Origin of the sequence: Streptomyces sp. NPDC093600 (genome assembly GCF_044764755.1) — a bacterium.
GTDB lineage: Bacteria > Actinomycetota > Actinomycetes > Streptomycetales > Streptomycetaceae > Streptomyces.
The window spans coordinates 267,764-286,178 of sequence record NZ_JBIWIU010000010.1; the positions used below are offsets into that span (position 1 = coordinate 267,764).

An 18,415-nucleotide genomic window follows, 5' to 3' on the forward strand; every position below is an offset into this window, starting at 1 on the left:
CCCAGCCCGGTGAGGGCGACCGGCGAGGCGAGATCCGCCGCGGCATGGGCTGTAGACGTCGTACAGCTCCTCGCAGCCCTGGCCGCGGAACATCTGGACCGCACGGTAGAGGGGTAGGTCGGGCGGATCGGGAGGTTCCTGTCGACGAAGCCGCCCTCGCCGCCGTTGCCGCCGGTGAAGGCGTTGTAGACCTCGCCGTCAGGAGGCCGGAGGCGGGGCTCCCGGGTCTTTGTGGTCGCGGCCCTCCTGCGTGTCCCCTGGAGGGGCCTCGTCCTGCGCCGGGCCGATGCGGATCTCGAAGTCGCCCGCGTACTTCTCGTGGCCCGCGATCACAGCTTCCTCCACCGCCTCTTCGGCGAGTTCGTGGCGGACGATCAGCGGGTCCTGGCGGAGGTCCCGCAAGAGGGCCCAGCACATGCCGATCATCACCAGGACGAACGGGGCCGCGACGAGGATCGTCAAGTGTTGCAGGCCCGCGAGGGCGTTGCCCTTGCCCTCGCCGACGAGCAGCATCACGGCCGCCACGCCACCGGTCACCACGCCCCAGAAGACGACGATGAACCGGGCAGGTTCGAACGTGCCCTTCTGGGAGAGGGTGCCCATCACGATCGACGCCGCGTCGGCGCCGGAGACGAAGAAGATGCCGACCAGGATCATCACGAGCAGGCTCATCACGCCGGCGATCGGGAATTCCTGGAGCACGCCGAAGAGCTGCGCCTCGGGCGTGGTCGCCCCGCCGAGGCTTCCCTGCTCCTTGAGGCGCATGGCAGTACCGCCGAAGACGGCGAACCAGATCAGGCTTACGGTGCTGGGCACCAGGATGACGCCGCCGACGAACTGACGGATCGTGCGTCCCCGGCTGATGCGGGCGATGAACATGCCGACGAACGGCGTCCAGGAGATCCACCAGGCCCAGTAGAAGACCGTCCAGCTGCTCAGCCAGTCGGCGACGTCACCCCCGCCGGTGGACGCCTCGGTGCGGCCGATCAGCTGCGGCAGCTCGTCGAAGTACGCGGCGAGGGAGGTGGGGATCAGGTCGAGGACCAGGATGGTGGGCCCGACGATGAACACGAACACCGCGAGGATCACGGCCAGCACCATGTTGGTGTTGGAGAGCCACTGGATGCCCTTCTCCACGCCGGAGACGGCGGAGAAGACGAAGCAGACCGTCAGCACGCCGATGATGGCGACGAGCAGCCCCGTCCCGGCCTTGCCCAGCCAGCCCACCTCGTGCATGCCGCTGCCGATCTGGAGCGCGCCGAGTCCCAGGGACGTGGCGGAGCCGAACAGCGTGGCGAAGATCGCCAGGATGTCGATCACCCGGCCGGGTGCCCCCTCGGCGCGCTTCCTCCCGATGAGCGGGACGAAGACGGCGCTGATCGTCTGTCGCCTGCGGCGCCGGAAGGTGCTGTACGCGATGGCCAGCCCGACCACCGCGTAGATGGCCCACGGGTGCAGCGTCCAGTGGAAGAGCGTGGTGGCGAGCGCCGTCTGCATGGCGTCCGCCGAGTCGGCGGGGTCGGTGCCCGGCGGCGGAGTGGTGTAGTGGGCGAGGGGTTCGCTGACGCCGTAGAACATCAGGCCGATGCCCATGCCGGCACTGAACATCATGGCGACCCAGGAGACGGTGCTGAACTCCGGCTTCTCGTGCTCCTGGCCCAGCTCGATCCGTCCGTACCGGCTGATGGCGAGCCAGAGCGCGAAGACGACGAATCCGGAGGCGGCCAGGACGAACGCCCAGCCGCCGTTGTGCATCAGGGCGTTCAGCAGGGTGTCGGAGACGCTCTCCAGGGCGCCGGTGGCCGTGGCGCCCCAGATCACGAAGCCCAAGGTCAGCACGGCCGTCACCCCGAAGACCACCTGGTCGGTGACGGGCGCCTGGTCCTCGTGCGGATGGCGGCCGGGCAGGGCCGCCTTCACCGGCAGCCGCAACCTTTGGCCCCGTTTGCGTTGCTCCTGAGACACAGGCGGCACCCTTCGCGATCATGGCCCGAATTGACTCCTGCCTATCCCGTACCACGGCGCACACACCTGTCCCGGCATCAACAGGCGCCGTGGGCACCCTTTTGTGCGGTGATAGGCCGCACGGGTGTCGAGGAGGAGCGGCACGAGAGCTCGCTGCGACTGCCACCGCCGTAGGAAGGCCCGGTCGCGGCCGGGCCGGGCGGTCACCTCGTGCAGCGCCGGCTCGTCCTTGACCCGCGCGGGGCTTCTGCGGGCGCCAGCCGTGTCGGCGGCGCAAGCTAGGGTTCGCGACCATGGACAGAGTCGACCTTGAGCACCGCCATCGCACGTACGACGGCTGGATACCGCCCACCGTCGCCGCACTCCTTCACGAGCATGGCCACCACGACATCCTGCGCCAGGCGGCTGCCCACGGTGACTGGTTCTGCGCCCGTCGGCTCGCCGAGGCCGCTGTCGGGTCCTGCCCGGACGGACGACGGCGCTGGCATTGCTGGAACCGTTCGCAGCCACAGGCTGGTGGCCTGCCGTCGACGCGGTCGCCGGGCTGCTCGCCGAGTGGGGGCGGCACGAAGAGGCCATCGTGTTGCTGCGTCCGCTCGCCGACACGGGGCATCGGTACGCCCAGCGCGACCTGGCACGGTTGCTGGCTCGGCAGGATCACCTCGACCAGGTCGTCGCCCTGCTCGGACCGCGGGCCGCAGACCTCCTGCTCGCCGAGGAACTGGTGGAGCTCACCGCGGGCCACGGCCGCGACGCCGAAGTTGCTGCGTTGCTCCCCGAAATCCATACCGGCCCGACGGGCCCGTTCGAGTCCTGGAGCTCGGATGCCGTGGACGCTGTCCGTCTGCATGCCAGGTTCCTGGAACTCCAAGGCCGAATCGACGAAGCAATCCACCTGCTGAGCAGGCACGTTTGTGTCGATGGTGTCGTGTACGCAGACCACGCCGAGCAGCTTGCTCGTCTCCTGGGCCGCCACGGACGTGAGGCCGAGTTGCGCGCGTTCCCGGCCGACGGCGGCGAGGAGTACGCCCTTGCCGCCCTGGCCCAGCTGTTGGAAGAGCTGGACCGCATTCCGGAAGCGGTTGCCCTGCTCGGGCAGTCCGCTGGGGCCGGGAATCCCCATGCGGCCTTTGGCCTCGCCGAACTACTCGCCCGTCACGGCCGCCACGGCGAGGCGGTCGAAGTGCTGCGCACGGCTGCAGAGACAGCCGACGACGATTGCGACTGGCTCATCCACCTGCTCTGCCGCATCCTGGTCGATGCCGGGCGGCCCGACGACGCCCTCACCTGGATCGACGACTACTTCACCCGCCGCGGTGGCAACGACCAAGAGCAGGCGTTCATGCGGGCCGAGGTCATGAGGCTGAGCGGCCGTGCCGCGGATGCCCAAGCGGAGCCAGCCGAGTTCGCGACATCCGACCAGGAGCTCCTTCGCTCCGGAACGGTGGACGGTGCGATCGCACTCGCTGAACGCCTGGTGCGGCGCGGCGAGCCGCAGAAGGCCGTCGCTCACCTCCGCGATCGCTTGGACGGGCTGAGGTAGTACGCGGGTATTGCATGCGCTGGCCGACTTCTTGCCCGGACCAGGGGCCGCCAGGATCGTGCCCCCGGTGAATCGGGAGGTGGGCAGGTCGTGGTCAGGCGCGCTCGATCGCGGAGACGCTCAGCCGGGTGCCGTCCCTGACGGCCCGAAATCCCGCCGTGGCCTCCGTCCAATCCCGACCAGTCAGCCCGCATCACCCGAAGTGCATGAGTGCGGCTACCGGCATAGAACTCCGTCGTCAACTCGGCGCGGCCCTGCCCCAGCCGCAGGGACCTCAACCACTGGTCAACGATCGGGACGACACCCAGATTGTCGTCCAAGACCGTCCAGTACCGCGTACCCGGCGGCAAACCTCACGGGAGAGACCCGCATGCCTACTCCTCAATCAGGCGGTCAGCGCAACAACCCGATGCGGAGCCGCACCCCCTGAGAATCGCCCCGGAAGCTCAACGAGACCAACCAGAACCACGCCACACCACAAGGCCCGGCCCCCAAGAGAAGGCGGTGTCGGCCTCGACTTCGGTGACCAGGCCAGGGTGACCCGGTGCCGCCCAGGGGTATGTGGACAAGAACCGGACGCCGGTCCACGGATGGACGGAGCCGGCGGGCCGAGGAGGCCGGCGACCTGACGGGCGGTGTCCGGGCGCAGTGGCACGGGGCGGCCGACGCGCGCACGCAGCCGTGGTCCTCGGTTTCGGTCGAGGATGAGCAGCTGCGGGCGGGGGACGGCGCCGATGATCGCTTCGGTGGTGTCCCGTCTTCAGACCGTGAACCTTCTCTGCACCAAGTCGATGAGCCGATAAGGGGGCCCGGGGCATATGGGTGATAGCGGCGGCTGTCTCGGTCCCACGCTGCAGCCGACCGTGCAGCCATGCGCCCGTCGCATCGGCCCGGATCGCGCACGCCGGCACGGTGCCGCCTGCGATTGCCGTTCTCTACGGGATGCCGATGACCGTCTCGCACCGCACGGCGGTGTCGCGGTTGCCTGCTTCGCCGTCGCAGAGGTCAGTGTGCGACCCGCCGTCGAGGAAGTCGTCTGCCGGGCCTGCCCGTAGCGTGTCGTCTCCCGCACCGTCCTAGAGCTTGTCCCTCCCGCCGACGGCGCCGATAATCGCACAACTCACGCCGCAACCACCGCTACCTGTGAAGACGCCAGATCAAGCACACCATCCCCGAACCGAAGGACCAACGGGCAAACCGCAAACGCCGCGGCAGCAAGGGCGGCCGGCCCACCGGCTTCGACAGCGAGACCTACAACCGCCGTAACGAAGTCGAGCGCACGATCAACCGGCTCAAGAACTCAAGAGCCGTCGCCACCCGCTACGACAAGAGGGCCTACGTCTTCCACGGCACCGTCATGGCTGCTGCGGTCCGGCTTTGGCTCCGTTCCTGATCGTCACCTCTGGAAGACCTGCCAGGTTGTCCCGGAAGCCTCATCGCGGGTCGCGAGGTGTCCCAGCGGCAGGGCCGGCAGGCTGGCCAACGACGGATCGCGCTCCAGGAGGTGAGTTGCGTGAAGCAGCCGCGGGCGTCCGAACCAGCGCGGTTCGGCACCCGAGAACGCCTGCCAGTCTCCGTCCTCATCACGGTGCATACGCATGACTGGCTGCCCGCGGAACACGCGCTTGGACACGAACACGTGATCATCAGGGGAGAGGCCCCGCACTGGGCCACAGCCTTCGTGCACACTGCTGTCCATGTTCCCTCCCTGGCCGAAGGCCCCCATCTCAACACACCCCTTGAGCGCAGGTGCATCGAGGCAGCTCAAGAGACGGCTCCACTAGATCCGCTGGACACGGACTAGGCCTGGCGGTCCTGTGATCAGCGCATGGTTCGTGCAAGCTCCTTGTACCTCTCGTCGCTGCCGCCGACGCAGAGAGTGGCCCGGTTGCCGCATAGCGGTTGAAGGCGACCTTGCCGACGGGCTCCTGGCTGCACCCGGCCAAAGGTAGCGTGACCGCTCACGCCCTGGGCATGGGACCAAACGCGCTGCTCCAGCGGCTAGGAGGGCTGGGGCCGCCATGTCGAGGGCGACGGCCCGACCAGCTGCTTCCGCTACCTCCCCACGATGCAGCGGCCCCGACAACAAGCGGATCTTCATCGACAGGATCCCCGATGACTACGACGGAGCCTGGTCCGGTAGGAGACCCGGCGGCCCGGCCGAGACACTGCTGGACTGGCTGAGCCTGTCCGCGACCCGCACGGGGCCGCGGTCGTGGGATGGAGAGTTGAGGAAGCCAGACGGCACCGTCGGTCTATCCGTGCCGCCACCCGACGCCGCCGTGCTCGGCCGGGATCAGGACCCGGAGGACGGACGGCGGGGCGAGGGGATTGCGCCCAGGAGTTCCCACAGAGGAGTGGCGCCGGCGGCCCACTGGGCGAGCAGGTGTCGGTCGACCAGGTGGAGTCGCTGGGAGCGGGCGAAGGCGACGGCTTTGTCCGTGAAGCGGCCGTTGGTGACCAGCACGACGACGTCGCCGTTGTGGACGGGGCGACCGGTGCCGTTGAGGACGTGCAGGTCCGGGGTTCCGACCGCAGAGCCGGCCAGTCCGGCCCGCCGATGCTTACACTGGATCACCCACAGGCGGCCGAAGGGGTCGGTGGCCTTCACATCGGCGCCGTTGTCTCCGGCACCACCGACCCGGATCGCCTCGGGGCAGCCGTCGCGGCGCATCAGATCCCGTACGGCTTCCTCGAACTGCCGGTGGTGCAGGGCGTCGATCTGCGGCATCGCGTAGCGCAGTCCCCGCTCGCGGACCTGGTTCCAGCGGGCGGTTTCCCGGCGCCGGTGCACCCACACCCCGACGGCTACCGCCGCGATCGACAGCAGTACGACCGGCACCCAAGGGTGCGCGGCCAGCCACCGCAGCGCACCGATGACCAGGCTCCACACCACGGCGAGCGTCAGGAGCAGCAGACCGGCCTGCTCCCAGCCGGAGGCCCGCCGTCGGCGGTGAGGAGCCGGGCGACGCCTGGGCGCGGCTCGGCGTCGAGAGGAGGGAGACGTACGGCGCTGGCGTGGGGCGGGGGAGCGGCGAGTGCCCGGCCGGGAACGGGGGCTCATGTGCCGGCCTGCGAGACGCCGGTCACCAGCTGCTTGATCACGTTGAAGATGCCCTGACCCAGCGGGGTCGGCGCGATCACGATGCCCAGGGCCAGGACGAAGAAGGCGGTGTTGCGTTCCTCGACGCGGCTTCTGGCCTGAGTCCTGCGGCGTAACCGCATCACCACGATGACCGCGAGCAGCACCCCCACGTTGATCGTCATCATGCGAAATCCGCTCCCGCCCCGCCCTCGTCTCCTGCATTGTTCCTGGCCGGCCTGAAGGGGCCGGGGAACAGTGCAGCCGATCAGGCGCCCGGACCGCAGTGGGTCGGCGAACGTTGGCGAGAACCGCGCCGGACGCTGTCCGGTTACCGTCCGGACATCCGTTCTGACAGGTGAACGAGGTAGAGGACCCAGCTGAGCCGACCGGCCGTTCCGGCCTGGCGACCCCACTCGCCCAGGAAGAACCGGCCTCCAAGAGCACCGGCCGCCCGCAGGCGAATCTGGCAGTAGGGCGGTCTCAGAACGCTGTGCGTGCGTTGCTGCGGGGGTCACCCACGGGGTCCGCTCGTCGTAGAGTCCGGCTCGGGCAGAGCGCCGCCACGGGTAGGCGTAGCCAATGGCCACGTTGATGTCTCGTCCTGCGGGGGACTACAGGAAAAGACTCCAGGACTGAGCAGAGCGGGCGCCGTGGCCGGGTAGGTCCACGGCAGCCAGTGCGAACTCCTTTCGAAGTGCCGCGAATTGAGGGCGCCACTACCCCGCGCTGAACCGCGTCCGTGCACGAAGACGATGGGCGGTGCGTCCGCTGCCGTCATGAGTCCCCCAGTTCACGCTCTTCTCGGCCCGACTCTACCGGCGGGACCACCCCTCACTCCGGGACGCCGGAGTTGACGGTGGCTCCGGTCACCATGCGTCGATGACCGGCGCGTCGGGTTCGTGCTGCTGCCAGGCCTCGTTGAGACGCGCGAGCCGGTCCGCGGCGGCGATGCCGCGCAGGGACGCGATCTTGCCGTCGCCGACTTCGAACGCCACGGCGCCCACGACCCGGTCGTCGACCACGGCGAGGACGGCCGGGGAGCCGTTGACCAGCGCGATATGGATGGCGGGCGAGCCGCCGGCCAGCCGCCGCTTCGCCGGCGTGGGCGTGAAGCCGGCCCGCACGTAGGACGCGACCCGCTCGCGCGTCTTGTACCGCAAAAGCCGCCTCGCCAGTCCGGCACCGTCCGAGACCGCCGTCACGTCGTCGGTGAGCAGCGCGACCAGTCGTTCGGTGCGCCCCGACGTGGCGGCGGCGAGGAACTCCTCGACGACCCGGCGCGCGGACGCGGGGTCCACCTCGCCGCCGCGGCGGCGCTCGGCGGCGACCCGGACCCGGGCCCGGTGGACGTGCTGCTGGCTCGCGGACTCGGTGATGTCGAGGATCCCGGCGATCTCGGCGTGGCTGTACGAGAAGGCCTCACGCAGGATGTAGACGGCCCGCTCGACCGGCGAGAGGCGCTCCAGGAGGGTCAGTACGGCCAAGGACACCGATTCGCGCTGCTCGAAGGTGTCGGCCGGGCCGAGCATGGGGTCGCCCTCCAGCAGCGGCTCGGGCAGCCAGGCACCGGCAGCTCGCTCATGGCGCGCCTGAGCCGAGCGGAGCCGGTCGAGGCAGAGGTTGGTGACGACCTTGGTCAGCCATGCTTCCGGTACCTCGACCCGTTCGCGGTCTGCGGCCTGCCAGCGCAGGAACGTGTCCTGCACGGCGTCCTCGGCGTCGGCGGCCGAGCCGAGCAGACGGTACGCGAGGGAGGCCAGCCGGCCCCGGCTGGCCTCGAACCGATCGATGGCCGCGCTCTCCATACCGAACAACCTATGCGGCGACCCTCACATCGGCCTGGTCGGGCGCGGTGGTCAGGCGGCGCTTGCGCTTCGGCATGCCGAAGGTCGGGTGGTCGATGCCCCACCCGGCCCCCTTGAGCACGCCCGACTTGAGCAGCGCGGCGGTCCGGCCGCCCAGGTACCAGGACGTCGACCGGGCGTCCCTGTCCACCATCTGGAAGATCGCGTCCCTCCGCCCGAGGCTGATGTGGTTGCCGTGGTACTTCAGTGCGGTGGTCGGGACCTCGCCGCCGGTCAGGCGCGCGACGATCGCGGCGGTCGCCCGCATGTTGGTGAAACCGGCCGAGGCGCAGGACATCGGCAGCGGCAGGCCGTTTTCGCCGATCGCGTAGGCGCAGTCACCGGCGGCGTAGACGTCCGGGTGGGAGACCGAGCGCATGGTGCGGTCGACGACGATCTGGCCGGTCTCGGCGACCTCCAGGCCACTGGCGGCCGCGAGGGGGTGCACGGCGAACCCGGCCGACCACACGGTCACATCGGCCGGGAGGGACGTACCGTCGGCAGTGATCGCCCGGGCCGGCTCGACGGCTTCGACGGCGGTGTGCTCGTGGACGGTGATACCGAGCCGGTCGAAGGCCCGGCGCAGGTGACGGCGGGCCCTTGGGGAGAGCAGGGCGCCCAGCTCGCCCCGGGCGGCGAGCGCGACCGAGAGGTCGGGCCGGGACTCGGCGAACTCGGTGGCGGTCTCGATACCGGTCAGCCCCTCACCGACGACCAGAACGGTGCCGCCCGCGCCCAGGCCGGCCAGGCGCTCGCGCAGACGCAGCGCCGAGGAGCGGCCGGTCACATCGAAGGCGTACTCGGCCACGCCGGGGACGCCGTGGTGGGCCACGGAGCTGCCGAGCGCGTACAGGAGCGTGTCGTACGCGAGTTCGCCGTCCTCGCCGTCCTCGCCGTCCTCGCCGGTCACCGCGACGGTCCCGCGCTCGGGGTCGACTCCGGTGACGCGCGCCAGGCGCAGCCGCACCCCTGTGCCCGCGAAAACGTCGGTGAGCTTGCGGAAAGCGAGGTCCTGACCGCTCGCGAGCTGGTGGAGCCGCATCCGCTCGACGAAGTCTGGCGCGGCGTTGACGACGGTGATCTCGGTGTCGGCGGGGGAGAGCCGGCGGGCCAGGTTTCCGGCGGCGAAGGCCCCGGCGTATCCGGCACCGAGTACGACGATGCGGTGCTCCATGGCGTTGCTCCTGTCTCGTTCGCGTGCGCTTTGAACGGGACAGCGCCCTCGTTGCTGACAGGAACCTGGTGTGACGTGGGTCACCAATGGGCCTTCGCTGCCCGCCGACGCGTTCGCAGGCGCTCTCTGAGCGCGACCGCGCCTCCGAGGAAGGGGACAGCCCCACAAGTCCAACCACGTCGACGACCGGTGACCCGGTGGTCTCACCGCTGGTGATGGGGGCGTTGAGCCGTAGGACCGGACTGGGCGAGCGGCAGCACCGACCGCGGGCGCCGTCGGCGTCCGGCCAGGGGCGGGGTGGGCGGGGCTGCCCCTCCGCGTCACGGATTGCCTCGGCGCCTTTTCCGCATGATGATCGCGGCAGCCACGCCGCCGGCCAGGAGGAGTCCCCCGGCCGCCGCCGCGGTACCAGGCAGCCACGGACGAGCCTCGGCGGCCACTGTCGCATTCGTTGTCGGGGGCGTCGTCGTGCTCGTGGGCCGGTGGGAGGCCGAGACAGACGGGGCGGGTGGGACGGGTGGGGTCTGCGTCCGTTCCTCGGCCACGGTGATCTCTTCCTCGTCGCTACCGAGGGCGGGCTGGCCGACCGCGACCGAGACCTTCCAGCGGCCGGGAGGGAGCGCCTCCGCGGTGGTGAAGCGCTTCTTGTCGGAGGGGTCGCGCACCAGGATCCACGGCCCGGCTGTGCGCCTGCCGTCCACGCTCACGGCGTTGACGGTGGCGGCGACCCGTTCGTCGACGGAGTCCTCGTCGTTCTCCCAGGTGACCCGGGCCGTCACACGGCCGTGGTCATGTCCGGCGATGTCGACCGCCAGGGTGCCGCCGTGGGCTCTGGCGGTGCCGGAGGCGGTCACGAGGACCGTCAGGACGGCCGCTGCCGAGGTGGCGGCCGCGGTCGCTGAACGTATGGAGTGCACGGGGTCCTCCCCAAAGGACGGTTCGGTGTCAGGAGCCGAAGGGCGGAAAGGCCGAGGGGCCGGAAGGGGTGGGCGGCCGACGGGCGGTCAGGCGCCGTCCGTCGGCCGTCATTCGGGTAGGCGTTCCGGCCGGAGCCGGTCAGGAGGTCAGGCCGACTTCTGCAACGTCCAGATCTGCGCCGGCGCCCCGGCCGCGTGCTGGAGCTCGATCAGCCAGGATCCGTAGTACGGCCGGTTGCTGACGCCGAGCGCGAAGCGGCTCGCACCGGCGGTGATCATCATGCCGTTGCCGGTGGGAGTGAGCTTCCACAGTTGCGCGGCGGCGTTGCCGCAGGGCTGCTGGGACACCCACATGCCGGGGCCGGCCGTACCGCCTGTCTGGAGGCACTTGCCCGAGGCGGCAGAGCGGATACGGCTGTGACCGTTGCCCGCGTCGTCGACGTACCACTGCTGATGGGCGTAGCCGTTGCGTGGAGACCCGACCAGGACGGTTCCGTCCGCGGTCCTGCCGCCCCACACTTCCGCGGCCGTGCCGGTGGCACCGTTCGTGAGAACGTAGCGCGTGTTCGGCGTCGTGCCGCCGCCGACGCCGGCCGTGCGGAAGGACGTGGCTTTGCCCGGACCGCTGTCCTTCCCGGACAGGTCCCGCACGGAGACGGCAAGCGTGTGGTCGCTGCCGGGCTTCAGGTTGTAGACGCGGGCGCTGTTCCCCTTCACCCATCCGATGGCCTGGCCGTCGAGGATGAGCTGGTACCAGTCGGCGTTGCGGACGGCCGGCCAGGTGGCCACGACGGAGTCCGGCGCGATCTGTCCGACGGTGACGGAGGGCGCCGTGGACGGCCCGCCCGTCGGCCCGCCCGTCGGAGTCGGTGTCGGTGTCGGTGTCGGTGTGGGTGTCGGATCGGGCTGGGTGGTTCCCCTGGTACGCATGAGGAACTGGTTGTCGGCGATGTTCCAGTGCGTGGCCAGATAGCTGCCGGGCCGGGGGTTGGTGTGGAAGTAGTCGTCGTGGTTGCAGTCCAGCCGGTTCTCGTAGGCGCCGTTCTGACAGATCGAGCGCATCCGCGGGTAGTACGGGCTGTCCGAGTAGCACATCACGTCCCACTCGTCGGTGCAGTGGGCGCCGCGACTGGTGTTGGGCGCGCTGTTGTTCACCGCGCCGAGATTGTGGCCCAGTTCGTGGGCGGCGGTGTGGCCGCCCCAGCAGCCTGTGTCCGTACGGCCGTAGGAGGGGCCGAAGTTGCTGAGGTTGTTCTGGGCGGGTCGCTCGTCACCGGCGAAGGTGCCTATGCCGCAGTACACCCGGGCGTCGGCGAAGATCATGTACTTGCGGTCACGGCGGTCCAGACCTCGGGCGGCGAGCGCCCGGTTCATGGCGCTGAACTCGGCCAGAGCGGAGGCGGGGAGCTCGATGTTGAGCACCGTCGGCACGCAGCCGGAGCCGGTGACGTAGCGGATGTGCCGTATGCCGCCGGTGTCCTGGGCGCTCACGGAGAAGATCAGGTCGGCGTCCGCCGCCCACTTGCGGAAGGACGCCAGGTACGTGGCGTACCGGTCCGTTCCCGGGGCGTGGACGTAGACCACCTGGACGCGGTTGCCGGTCGTGCCGTCACCGTCGCACTGCACGGTCTGCCCGGAGGGGGCGGTCGCCGGCGCCTTGCGGGTGCCGGAGGCCGCCCCCGTAGGCGGGTCGCCCTGCTTCGGTGCGGCGGCGTCGAGCGCGGGAGTGGAGGTCCGGGGCAGTTCGGCTGACCCCTTGTCGTCGGACCGGTCGGGCGCCTGCCTGGCCGGGTCCTCGGCGGGGACGACCGCCTTGACGGCCGGAGGCGTGTCCTTCTTGATGTCGACGCCCTTCGGAGGGGCGTCCGGGCCGTGCGTGCAGTGGCCTGCCGTCGTGCGGTAGACGCCGGCGCAGCGATCCCCCTGGGGTGCGGGCGTCAAACCCTCGTAGACGAGTCCGCGTTCCGGCTCGCTCTTCGGCTTCTTGACCAGGGGTTCCGGCTTCTCGTCCCGCGCGGGGCCGGCGGCCGGCACGGGCGCCGTGGCCGGTGTACCGGCCGGCTGGGCGAGCGGCAGGGGGCGGTCGGTCGTCCCGGCCGCCGGCCCGGTGGCCTCGTATGTCACGCCCGCGACGACCGCGATGGCGGCGACGGCCGTGGCGAGTATGAGACCGGGGGTCCTACGGCGACGCGGCTTCAGTCTTCGACGTCCGGACAAGTGGCACCTCTTCCTTGATCGGGGAACGGTGCGCGGAAGCCTGCCAGAACGTCGGGACAGAAAATTCAGACAAAGAGGGGCCGAACGAATAAGTGCGTTCCGTTACCTGGTGGTCCAAAATGACGATCCGTCAAATCCGTTACTGAGTAAGTCGGTTGGGGTCTAAGGGTGGGAATGGTTTAGCTCTTGACGACCCTCTCGTTATCCAATCGAGATATGGGAAGTAGTTATTGGACTCGCAGTCAACGGAATTCATCACTCCAAAGAATTTTTGCCGTCACGCATGGTGGGAATCCGAAACGACCGCCTGGAGAATCCATGAGACGCCCCGATGTCGGCGGTGTGGCGCAGCTCACATACTGAGCAGTTGGTAATGCCTCTCGCCTGATGGGAACGTGAAGACGGCGGGCTCCGGCGGAGGGCTCCGAGGACATGGCAGGGGTGAGGAGCGACTGTGCGTGCGATACACGTCACCGAATTCGGCGGGCCCGAGGTGCTGCGGCTGGTGGAGGTACCCGATCCCCGGCCCGAGCCCGGCCGTCTGCTGATCGACGTCTCGGCAGCCGGCGTCAACTACGCCGACACGCACGCGGTCGAGGACTCGTACCTGTCCCGTTCCGCCCTGCCGATGATCCCGGGCGGTGAGGTGGTCGGCCGCACGGAGGACGGGCGCAGGGTCGTCGCCCTCGCGGACAACTACGGCGGCTATGCCGAAAAGGCCTCCGTACGGGAGGACTTGGCAATCGACGTCCCCGACTCGGTGAGCGACGGTGAGGCTCTGGCCCTGATCGTCCAGGGCCTCACCGCCTGGCACCTGCTGCGCACCGTGGGACGGGTGGCTCCGGGCGAGTCGCTCGTGGTGCACGCCGCCGCGGGCGGCACCGGCTCCCTCGCCGTGCAGCTCGCCAAGTTGTTCGGGGCCGGACGGGTCATCGCCACCGCCTCCACCCCGCAGAAGCGCGATCTCGCCCTCTCCCTCGGCGCGGACGTCGCCGTCGACGCCGACGCGGAAGGCCTCAAGGACCGGCTGACAGAGGCCAACGAGGGCAGGAAGGTCGACGTCGTCCTCGAGATGACCGGAGGGCCGGTCTTCGACGAGTCCCTCGCCGCCCTCGCGCCCTTCGGCCGACTGGTCACGTACGGCATGGCGAGCCGGCAGGCCCCGCGTCCGGTCCATGCGGCGCAATTGATGGGCCGCTCCCGGGCGGTCGTCGGCTTCTGGCTGATGCACGCGGTCGGGCGCCCGGGCATGTACCGCGAGCCGATGTCCGAGCTGCTCGAGATGGTCGGTGACGGACGCCTGAAGCCGCAGGTCGGCTGCGTCTACCCCCTGACCGAAGCGGCACGCGCGCACGAGGACCTCCGCGCCCGCCGAACCGTCGGCAAGCTGGTACTCGACACGTCCCGCTGATCCCGGGCTGCGCGGCCCCGTACGTCACCTGCGTCACCTACGAAGTCCGTACGGGGGGCCACCGCTGAAGTCCCGCCTCACAAAGGCAGCGGGCCTCTTCTCCAGGCGGAGCCCCAGTTGCTCCGGCGTGCGACTCAGTGAGCGCGAAAACGGTGGGGGCAGCCTCCGGTCAGGCGCTGACGGCCGCGCGCCGGACGGCGTCGAGCGTGCGCCTCACATCGTCCTCGGTGGTCGACCAGTTGCTCACCGAGATGCGCATGACGCGTCGGCCGCGCCAGGTGGAGCCGCTGATCCACGCCGTGCCGTCTTCGAGCAGCCGGGCGAGTACACGGTCCGTGCGTTCGTCGCCGCCGAACTCGGCGCAGACCTGTGTGAACACGACGTCGTTGAGCACGGTCGCGCCGTCCATCTCCGCGATCCCGGTCGCGAACGCACGGGCGTGCCCGCACAGCCGCTCGACGAGGTCGGCCACACCGGAGCGGCCCAGGGACCTGAGGGCGGCCCATGCGGTGAAGGCCCTGCCGCGCCGGGAGAGTTCGGGCACCTTGTCGATGGGGTCACCGTGTTCGTGCTGGATGAGGTAGTCGCCGCGCTCGCCCATCGCCGCCCGGACCGCGGAGGGATCACGCACGATAGCGAGTCCGCAGTCGTAGGGGACGTTCAGGGTCTTGTGGGCGTCCGTCGCCCAGGAGTCAGCGTCCGCGCAACCCGCCGTCAGGTGGGCGTACCGCGGTGAGGCAGCCGCCCACAGTCCGAAGGCGCCGTCGATGTGAACCCACGCGTCCGCGTCGCGCGCGGCCCGCATGCTCTCGACGAAGGGGTCGAAGGCGCCGGAGTGGACGTCGCCGGCCTGGAGGATCACGATCGTGGGCCGCTGTCCTCCGGCCGCCAGCGCGTGCCGCAGGGCGTCTGGCTCGATGCTTCCTTGATCGTCCGCCTTCACCAGGTCGGGCCTGCCGAGCCCGAGGTAGCGCAGCGCCATGTCGATGGCCATGTGCCGGGACTCTCCGGCGACGACGTGTACGGCGGGCCCCCCGGTGAGGCCGTCGCGGTCGACGCTCCAGCCGGTGCGCCGCAGCACCGTGTCGCGGCCTGCGGCGAGGCACGTGAAGTTCGCCATCGTCGCACCTGTGGTGAAGCCGACGGAGGCGGCGCTCGGCAGGCCGAGCAGGTCGAGCAGCCACGCTCCGGCGACGTCCTCCGCCGCCGAGTACGCGGGCGAGACGGCGCGCATCACGCAGTTCTGGTCCCAGGCGCTGACCAGCCAGTCAGCGGCCAGCGCGGCAGGTTCTGTGCCGCCGACCACGAACCCGTAGAAGCGGCCGCTGGGGAATGCCGTGAGCCCCGGCTCGCAGGCCGTGGCCAGCAGGTCGACGACGTCGGCGGGGGTGCTGGGGCCGTCGGGCAGTTCGGCACCGAGCGCGCGCACGATCTCGTCGACAGAGGCGCGGGCGGGAACCCGGCGGTCGGACAGACTCGCCAGCCACCGGACGGCATGGTCATGCGCCCGTCGGAGCGCCGCCTCGCGCGCGTCCATACTTCGGACTATGCGACCGTCGCACACGCCGCGCAAGCCGTGGCCTGCCCGCTTGTCCACACCCCCCGGGGGCACCATCGCCCCGCGACGACGCAGGGGGCCGGCCGGGTGCGGTTGGTGCTGCCGGTAAGGGGCAGCGGCTCGGATGGACGGGGTGGCCCCGAGGCCACGCCCTCCGAAGGGCGGCCCGCTGCTCAAGCGCGCCGCCCGACGCAGCTTCGACGACGCCGCCGAGGCATACACCCGCCCCGACCGCCCCCACCGCGCCCACCGCGCCGGCCGAGAGCTCCGCCACCTTCGCCGGCCCGGCCCCCGATCTCCAGTACACCCGCGGCCGGCGAGAGCGGGCCGCAAGGCCACCCGGGCCCGTCGTGGACGGCGCCCGGGACTGGAAGCAGCTCCCTAGTGACGCCGGACGGGGCCGGACGCGACCCTGATCCGCTCCTCGTGACGCGCAGGTGGAGGGTGGCCAGGTCGAGGAGGGACGTCGCCACCGACAGGGCGTGGGCACGGTTCACCAGGTCTCCGAAGAGGTGCTCGGCCTCGGTGGGCCGCCCGCCACCGGTCGCGGTAGAGGGAGGGGGCCATCGAGGAGCCGGCCGCGGTCACGACGCCGAGCGTCGCGGCCCGTTCGGACTCGGGAACAGGGCGGCCCGCCGCGGCCGCGACCTCCGCCGCATCGGCCAGGACCGACGGGCCCAACTCCGTACCGCCCGGAACGGCCTCGACCTCGCCGACCGTTCCGCGCATCAGGCTCGTCACCGCGCCGAAGGTCGTGATGAAGACCCACTTGTGCCATATCGCGGTGATCACGTCGGAGGGAACCAGGACGTCGATCCCCGCCCCCCGGCCAGTACGGCCCGCACCTTCCCACGCGGGGGAGGGGGGCCGTCCTGTTCGCCGACGGTGAGCTGGGCGAGCGGCGCGAGGCGGGCGATGTCGCCCTCGTCGCGAGGGTGGTGACCACCCTCGCGACTCCGCCGAGACCCGTGCGGCGCCGAAGCGGGCGTTGAGGGCGTCCATGTGGGCGAGACCGTCGAGGAGCGGAGCGATCGCCGTGTCGGGGCCGATCGCCAGGGCGATGTCCTCGATCGCCTGCTCTCAGAAGGCGGGACCTCAAGAAGGCGGGACCTTCAGCGACGACGGTTCGAAGGTGAGCGTCGGGACGCTGTGCGGCCCGCACCGGGGCCGCAGCGTCGACGGCGCGATGACCTCCTGCAAAGCCATCTCCTGGATGAACTGGACCTCCGCCCACAGCAGATGGGACACGCTGCCGGATGCCTCGAGGTCCTTGCGTCCGACCGCGACGTGAAGGTGAGGGGCCAGGAGTCGGCATCCGGGCTTCAGGCGAGGGTCCCGGCACCCACGGCCTCCACCGTCTCCAGGACGGCCCCGTCCCACACGGGGGCTTCCGGGTCCTGCAGCGGACCGGCCGCCCCCACCAGGCCCACCCGCCGGAAGCCGCCGAGGAACATCGGGATGATCGCCTGCCGGATCCCGTGCGCCGCGCAGAAGCCGGTGAGCTCCTTGACGAAGTCGTCGCCGTCGTCGAAGGACAGCGCGAAGGAGCGCCCCAGGGGCAGCTCGGTGGCTCGCATCAACCTCGCCCCTCCGCTGTCGTTCCGGCGGGAGCGAACGTCGCGTGGATCGTGTCGTTCTCGGCGCCGCTGCGTAGCAGCACCGTCAGGAGGTGGCGGGATTCGTACGGGTCGAGCTGTCCGGCGCCGATGGGACCGCGGGAGAGCAGGTCCTTCTCCGATCCGTCGAACCCGTACGCGTGCGTCAGGCTGGTGCCGGCTCCGGTGCGGGAGGCGAGGACGACAGGGATCCGCTGGGCCGCCTTCGCGAGGACGGGAACCAGGTGTCGGGGACGTGGCCGACTCCGAAACCGGCGACGACCATGCCGTCGACCTGGTTCAGCAATGGAGGTCAGGTCCGTTCGATACCTGCCCGGCGAAGACCGGGCAGATGCACGAGGAGGAGCGTGAAGGCGGCCAATGCGACGTTGCGGGCCGCGGCGTCCAGACCGTTCCAGTCGGACGACTGCCACATGGCGAACCACTCGCCGCCGATCGCGAGGAAACCCATCCCGAAGAGCAGCAGCATCATCACCAGGCCCACGGTGCTCGCCGCGCGGGCGCGGTCGTACGTGTCGCGGCGCAGCCCCGTGATCCAGAACCAGGTGGCGGTGAGGAGGACCGACGCGGTCAGTGTCTCCCAGGCGATGATGGCGACGTAGGCGGCGTTCTGGAGGGCGGGGGATTCGACCGCCCGCCACATCAGGTCAGGGTCCTTGAACGTGGTGTCCATGCTCAGGACATGCTGGACGAACTGCTGATTGGTCCCGAAGTCCGTGATGTTCCCGAAGGCGACCAGGGCCATGTAGAGCGCGACGGTCGCCGTCAGCGCGGTCGCCGCGACGGGCGGCGCGCCCAGCCGGAGGAGCCAGTTCCGCGGAGTGGCCGGGGTCGTTTCCGAGGAACTGGCGCCGGAGTCGGTGCCGGTCGGTCGGTAGGCCTGTGCCATGGATGTGTCCTCCCTCGTTGTTCCGCGGGCGTTTTGGACCGCGGGTCGTACGGTCACTTCCCCACTTGCGTGGCGTTCCAGCCGTCCTGCCGGGCGCCGGTCCCTCCGCGTGTCAGGCAGGCGCCTGCACGCCGATCGAGGAGCATTCCAGCTCGCACCATTGGCGCTGATTCGCATGGAACAACCCAAGGGATTC

The 18,415-nt window shown here is 70.4% G+C and carries 16 protein-coding genes and 2 pseudogenes; 3 read left to right on the plus strand and 15 right to left on the minus strand.

The window, feature by feature from the left end; translation table 11 throughout:
- Nucleotides 1–198: 198 nt before the first annotated feature.
- Nucleotides 199–1,926: a BCCT family transporter gene (locus tag ACIRB4_RS24530; protein WP_403294330.1), complete on the minus strand. Its 1,728-nt coding sequence runs from the start codon at nt 1,924–1,926 to the stop codon at nt 199–201.
- 526 nt (nt 1,927–2,452) lie between these two features.
- Between ACIRB4_RS24530 and ACIRB4_RS24535 the strand changes: the two genes are divergently transcribed.
- Nucleotides 2,453–3,508 carry a hypothetical protein gene (locus ACIRB4_RS24535; RefSeq protein ID WP_403294291.1) on the plus strand — a complete coding sequence of 352 codons (1,056 nt, stop codon included), beginning with the start codon at nt 2,453–2,455 and terminating at the stop codon, nt 3,506–3,508.
- A gap of 935 nt (nt 3,509–4,443) precedes the next feature.
- On the opposite strand, the pseudogene ACIRB4_RS24540 reads toward ACIRB4_RS24535, so the two are convergent.
- Nucleotides 4,444–4,569 (minus strand): annotated as a pseudogene (locus tag ACIRB4_RS24540) (hypothetical protein); the annotation flags it as partial.
- Between the two features lie 50 nt (nt 4,570–4,619).
- Between ACIRB4_RS24540 and ACIRB4_RS24545 the strand changes: the two are divergent.
- Nucleotides 4,620–4,901, plus strand: a pseudogene (locus ACIRB4_RS24545) (IS5/IS1182 family transposase); the annotation flags it as partial.
- 3 nt (nt 4,902–4,904) lie between these two features.
- Here the strand turns inward: ACIRB4_RS24545 and ACIRB4_RS24550 are convergent.
- From ACIRB4_RS24550 to ACIRB4_RS24580, 7 genes are all read right to left on the minus strand, one after another.
- Nucleotides 4,905–5,207: a hypothetical protein gene (locus tag ACIRB4_RS24550; protein WP_403294292.1), complete on the minus strand. Its 303-nt coding sequence runs from the start codon at nt 5,205–5,207 to the stop codon at nt 4,905–4,907.
- 597 nt (nt 5,208–5,804) lie between these two features.
- A complete protein-coding gene (locus tag ACIRB4_RS24555; protein ID WP_403294293.1) occupies nt 5,805–6,401 on the minus strand; it encodes a restriction endonuclease in 597 nt (198 codons plus the stop codon).
- A gap of 167 nt (nt 6,402–6,568) precedes the next feature.
- Nucleotides 6,569–6,778, minus strand: coding sequence for a hypothetical protein (locus tag ACIRB4_RS24560; RefSeq protein WP_403294294.1), 210 nt, complete (start codon nt 6,776–6,778; stop codon nt 6,569–6,571).
- A gap of 681 nt (nt 6,779–7,459) precedes the next feature.
- Nucleotides 7,460–8,398: a sigma-70 family RNA polymerase sigma factor gene (locus tag ACIRB4_RS24565; protein WP_403294295.1), complete on the minus strand. Its 939-nt coding sequence runs from the start codon at nt 8,396–8,398 to the stop codon at nt 7,460–7,462.
- A 10-nt stretch (nt 8,399–8,408) separates the two neighbouring features.
- Complete coding sequence (locus tag ACIRB4_RS24570; RefSeq protein ID WP_403294296.1) at nt 8,409–9,611, minus strand: NAD(P)/FAD-dependent oxidoreductase; 1,203 nt, start codon at nt 9,609–9,611, stop codon at nt 8,409–8,411.
- 320 nt (nt 9,612–9,931) lie between these two features.
- Entirely contained in the window at nt 9,932–10,528 is a 597-nt protein-coding gene (locus tag ACIRB4_RS24575) for a hypothetical protein (protein WP_403294297.1), read from the minus strand.
- Between the two features lie 147 nt (nt 10,529–10,675).
- Complete coding sequence (locus ACIRB4_RS24580) at nt 10,676–12,745, minus strand: RICIN domain-containing protein (RefSeq protein WP_403294298.1); 2,070 nt, start codon at nt 12,743–12,745, stop codon at nt 10,676–10,678.
- A 454-nt stretch (nt 12,746–13,199) separates the two neighbouring features.
- Here ACIRB4_RS24580 and ACIRB4_RS24585 point away from each other — a divergent pair, with 454 nt between their 5' ends.
- Nucleotides 13,200–14,156, plus strand: coding sequence for a zinc-binding alcohol dehydrogenase family protein (locus tag ACIRB4_RS24585; RefSeq protein WP_403294299.1), 957 nt, complete (start codon nt 13,200–13,202; stop codon nt 14,154–14,156).
- Between the two features lie 169 nt (nt 14,157–14,325).
- Here the strand turns inward: ACIRB4_RS24585 and ACIRB4_RS24590 are convergent, their stop codons facing one another.
- The 6 genes from ACIRB4_RS24590 to ACIRB4_RS24615 all read right to left on the minus strand — a co-directional run bounded on the left by ACIRB4_RS24590 (nt 14,326) and on the right by ACIRB4_RS24615 (nt 18,219).
- Entirely contained in the window at nt 14,326–15,693 is a 1,368-nt protein-coding gene (locus ACIRB4_RS24590) for a pyridoxal phosphate-dependent decarboxylase family protein (protein ID WP_403294300.1), read from the minus strand.
- A 402-nt stretch (nt 15,694–16,095) separates the two neighbouring features.
- Nucleotides 16,096–16,716: a ketopantoate reductase C-terminal domain-containing protein gene (locus ACIRB4_RS24595; protein WP_403294301.1), complete on the minus strand. Its 621-nt coding sequence runs from the start codon at nt 16,714–16,716 to the stop codon at nt 16,096–16,098.
- A 93-nt stretch (nt 16,717–16,809) separates the two neighbouring features.
- Nucleotides 16,810–16,962: a hypothetical protein gene (locus ACIRB4_RS24600; protein ID WP_403294302.1), complete on the minus strand. Its 153-nt coding sequence runs from the start codon at nt 16,960–16,962 to the stop codon at nt 16,810–16,812.
- A 74-nt stretch (nt 16,963–17,036) separates the two neighbouring features.
- Nucleotides 17,037–17,291, minus strand: coding sequence for a PCC domain-containing protein (locus ACIRB4_RS24605; RefSeq protein WP_403294303.1), 255 nt, complete (start codon nt 17,289–17,291; stop codon nt 17,037–17,039).
- A complete protein-coding gene (locus tag ACIRB4_RS24610) occupies nt 17,291–17,728 on the minus strand; it encodes a hypothetical protein (protein ID WP_403294331.1) in 438 nt (145 codons plus the stop codon). The genes ACIRB4_RS24605 and ACIRB4_RS24610 overlap by 1 nt, the downstream gene beginning before the upstream one ends.
- Entirely contained in the window at nt 17,623–18,219 is a 597-nt protein-coding gene (locus tag ACIRB4_RS24615) for a DUF2165 domain-containing protein (RefSeq protein ID WP_403294304.1), read from the minus strand. The genes ACIRB4_RS24610 and ACIRB4_RS24615 overlap by 106 nt, the downstream gene beginning before the upstream one ends.
- Nucleotides 18,220–18,415 lie beyond the last annotated feature (196 nt).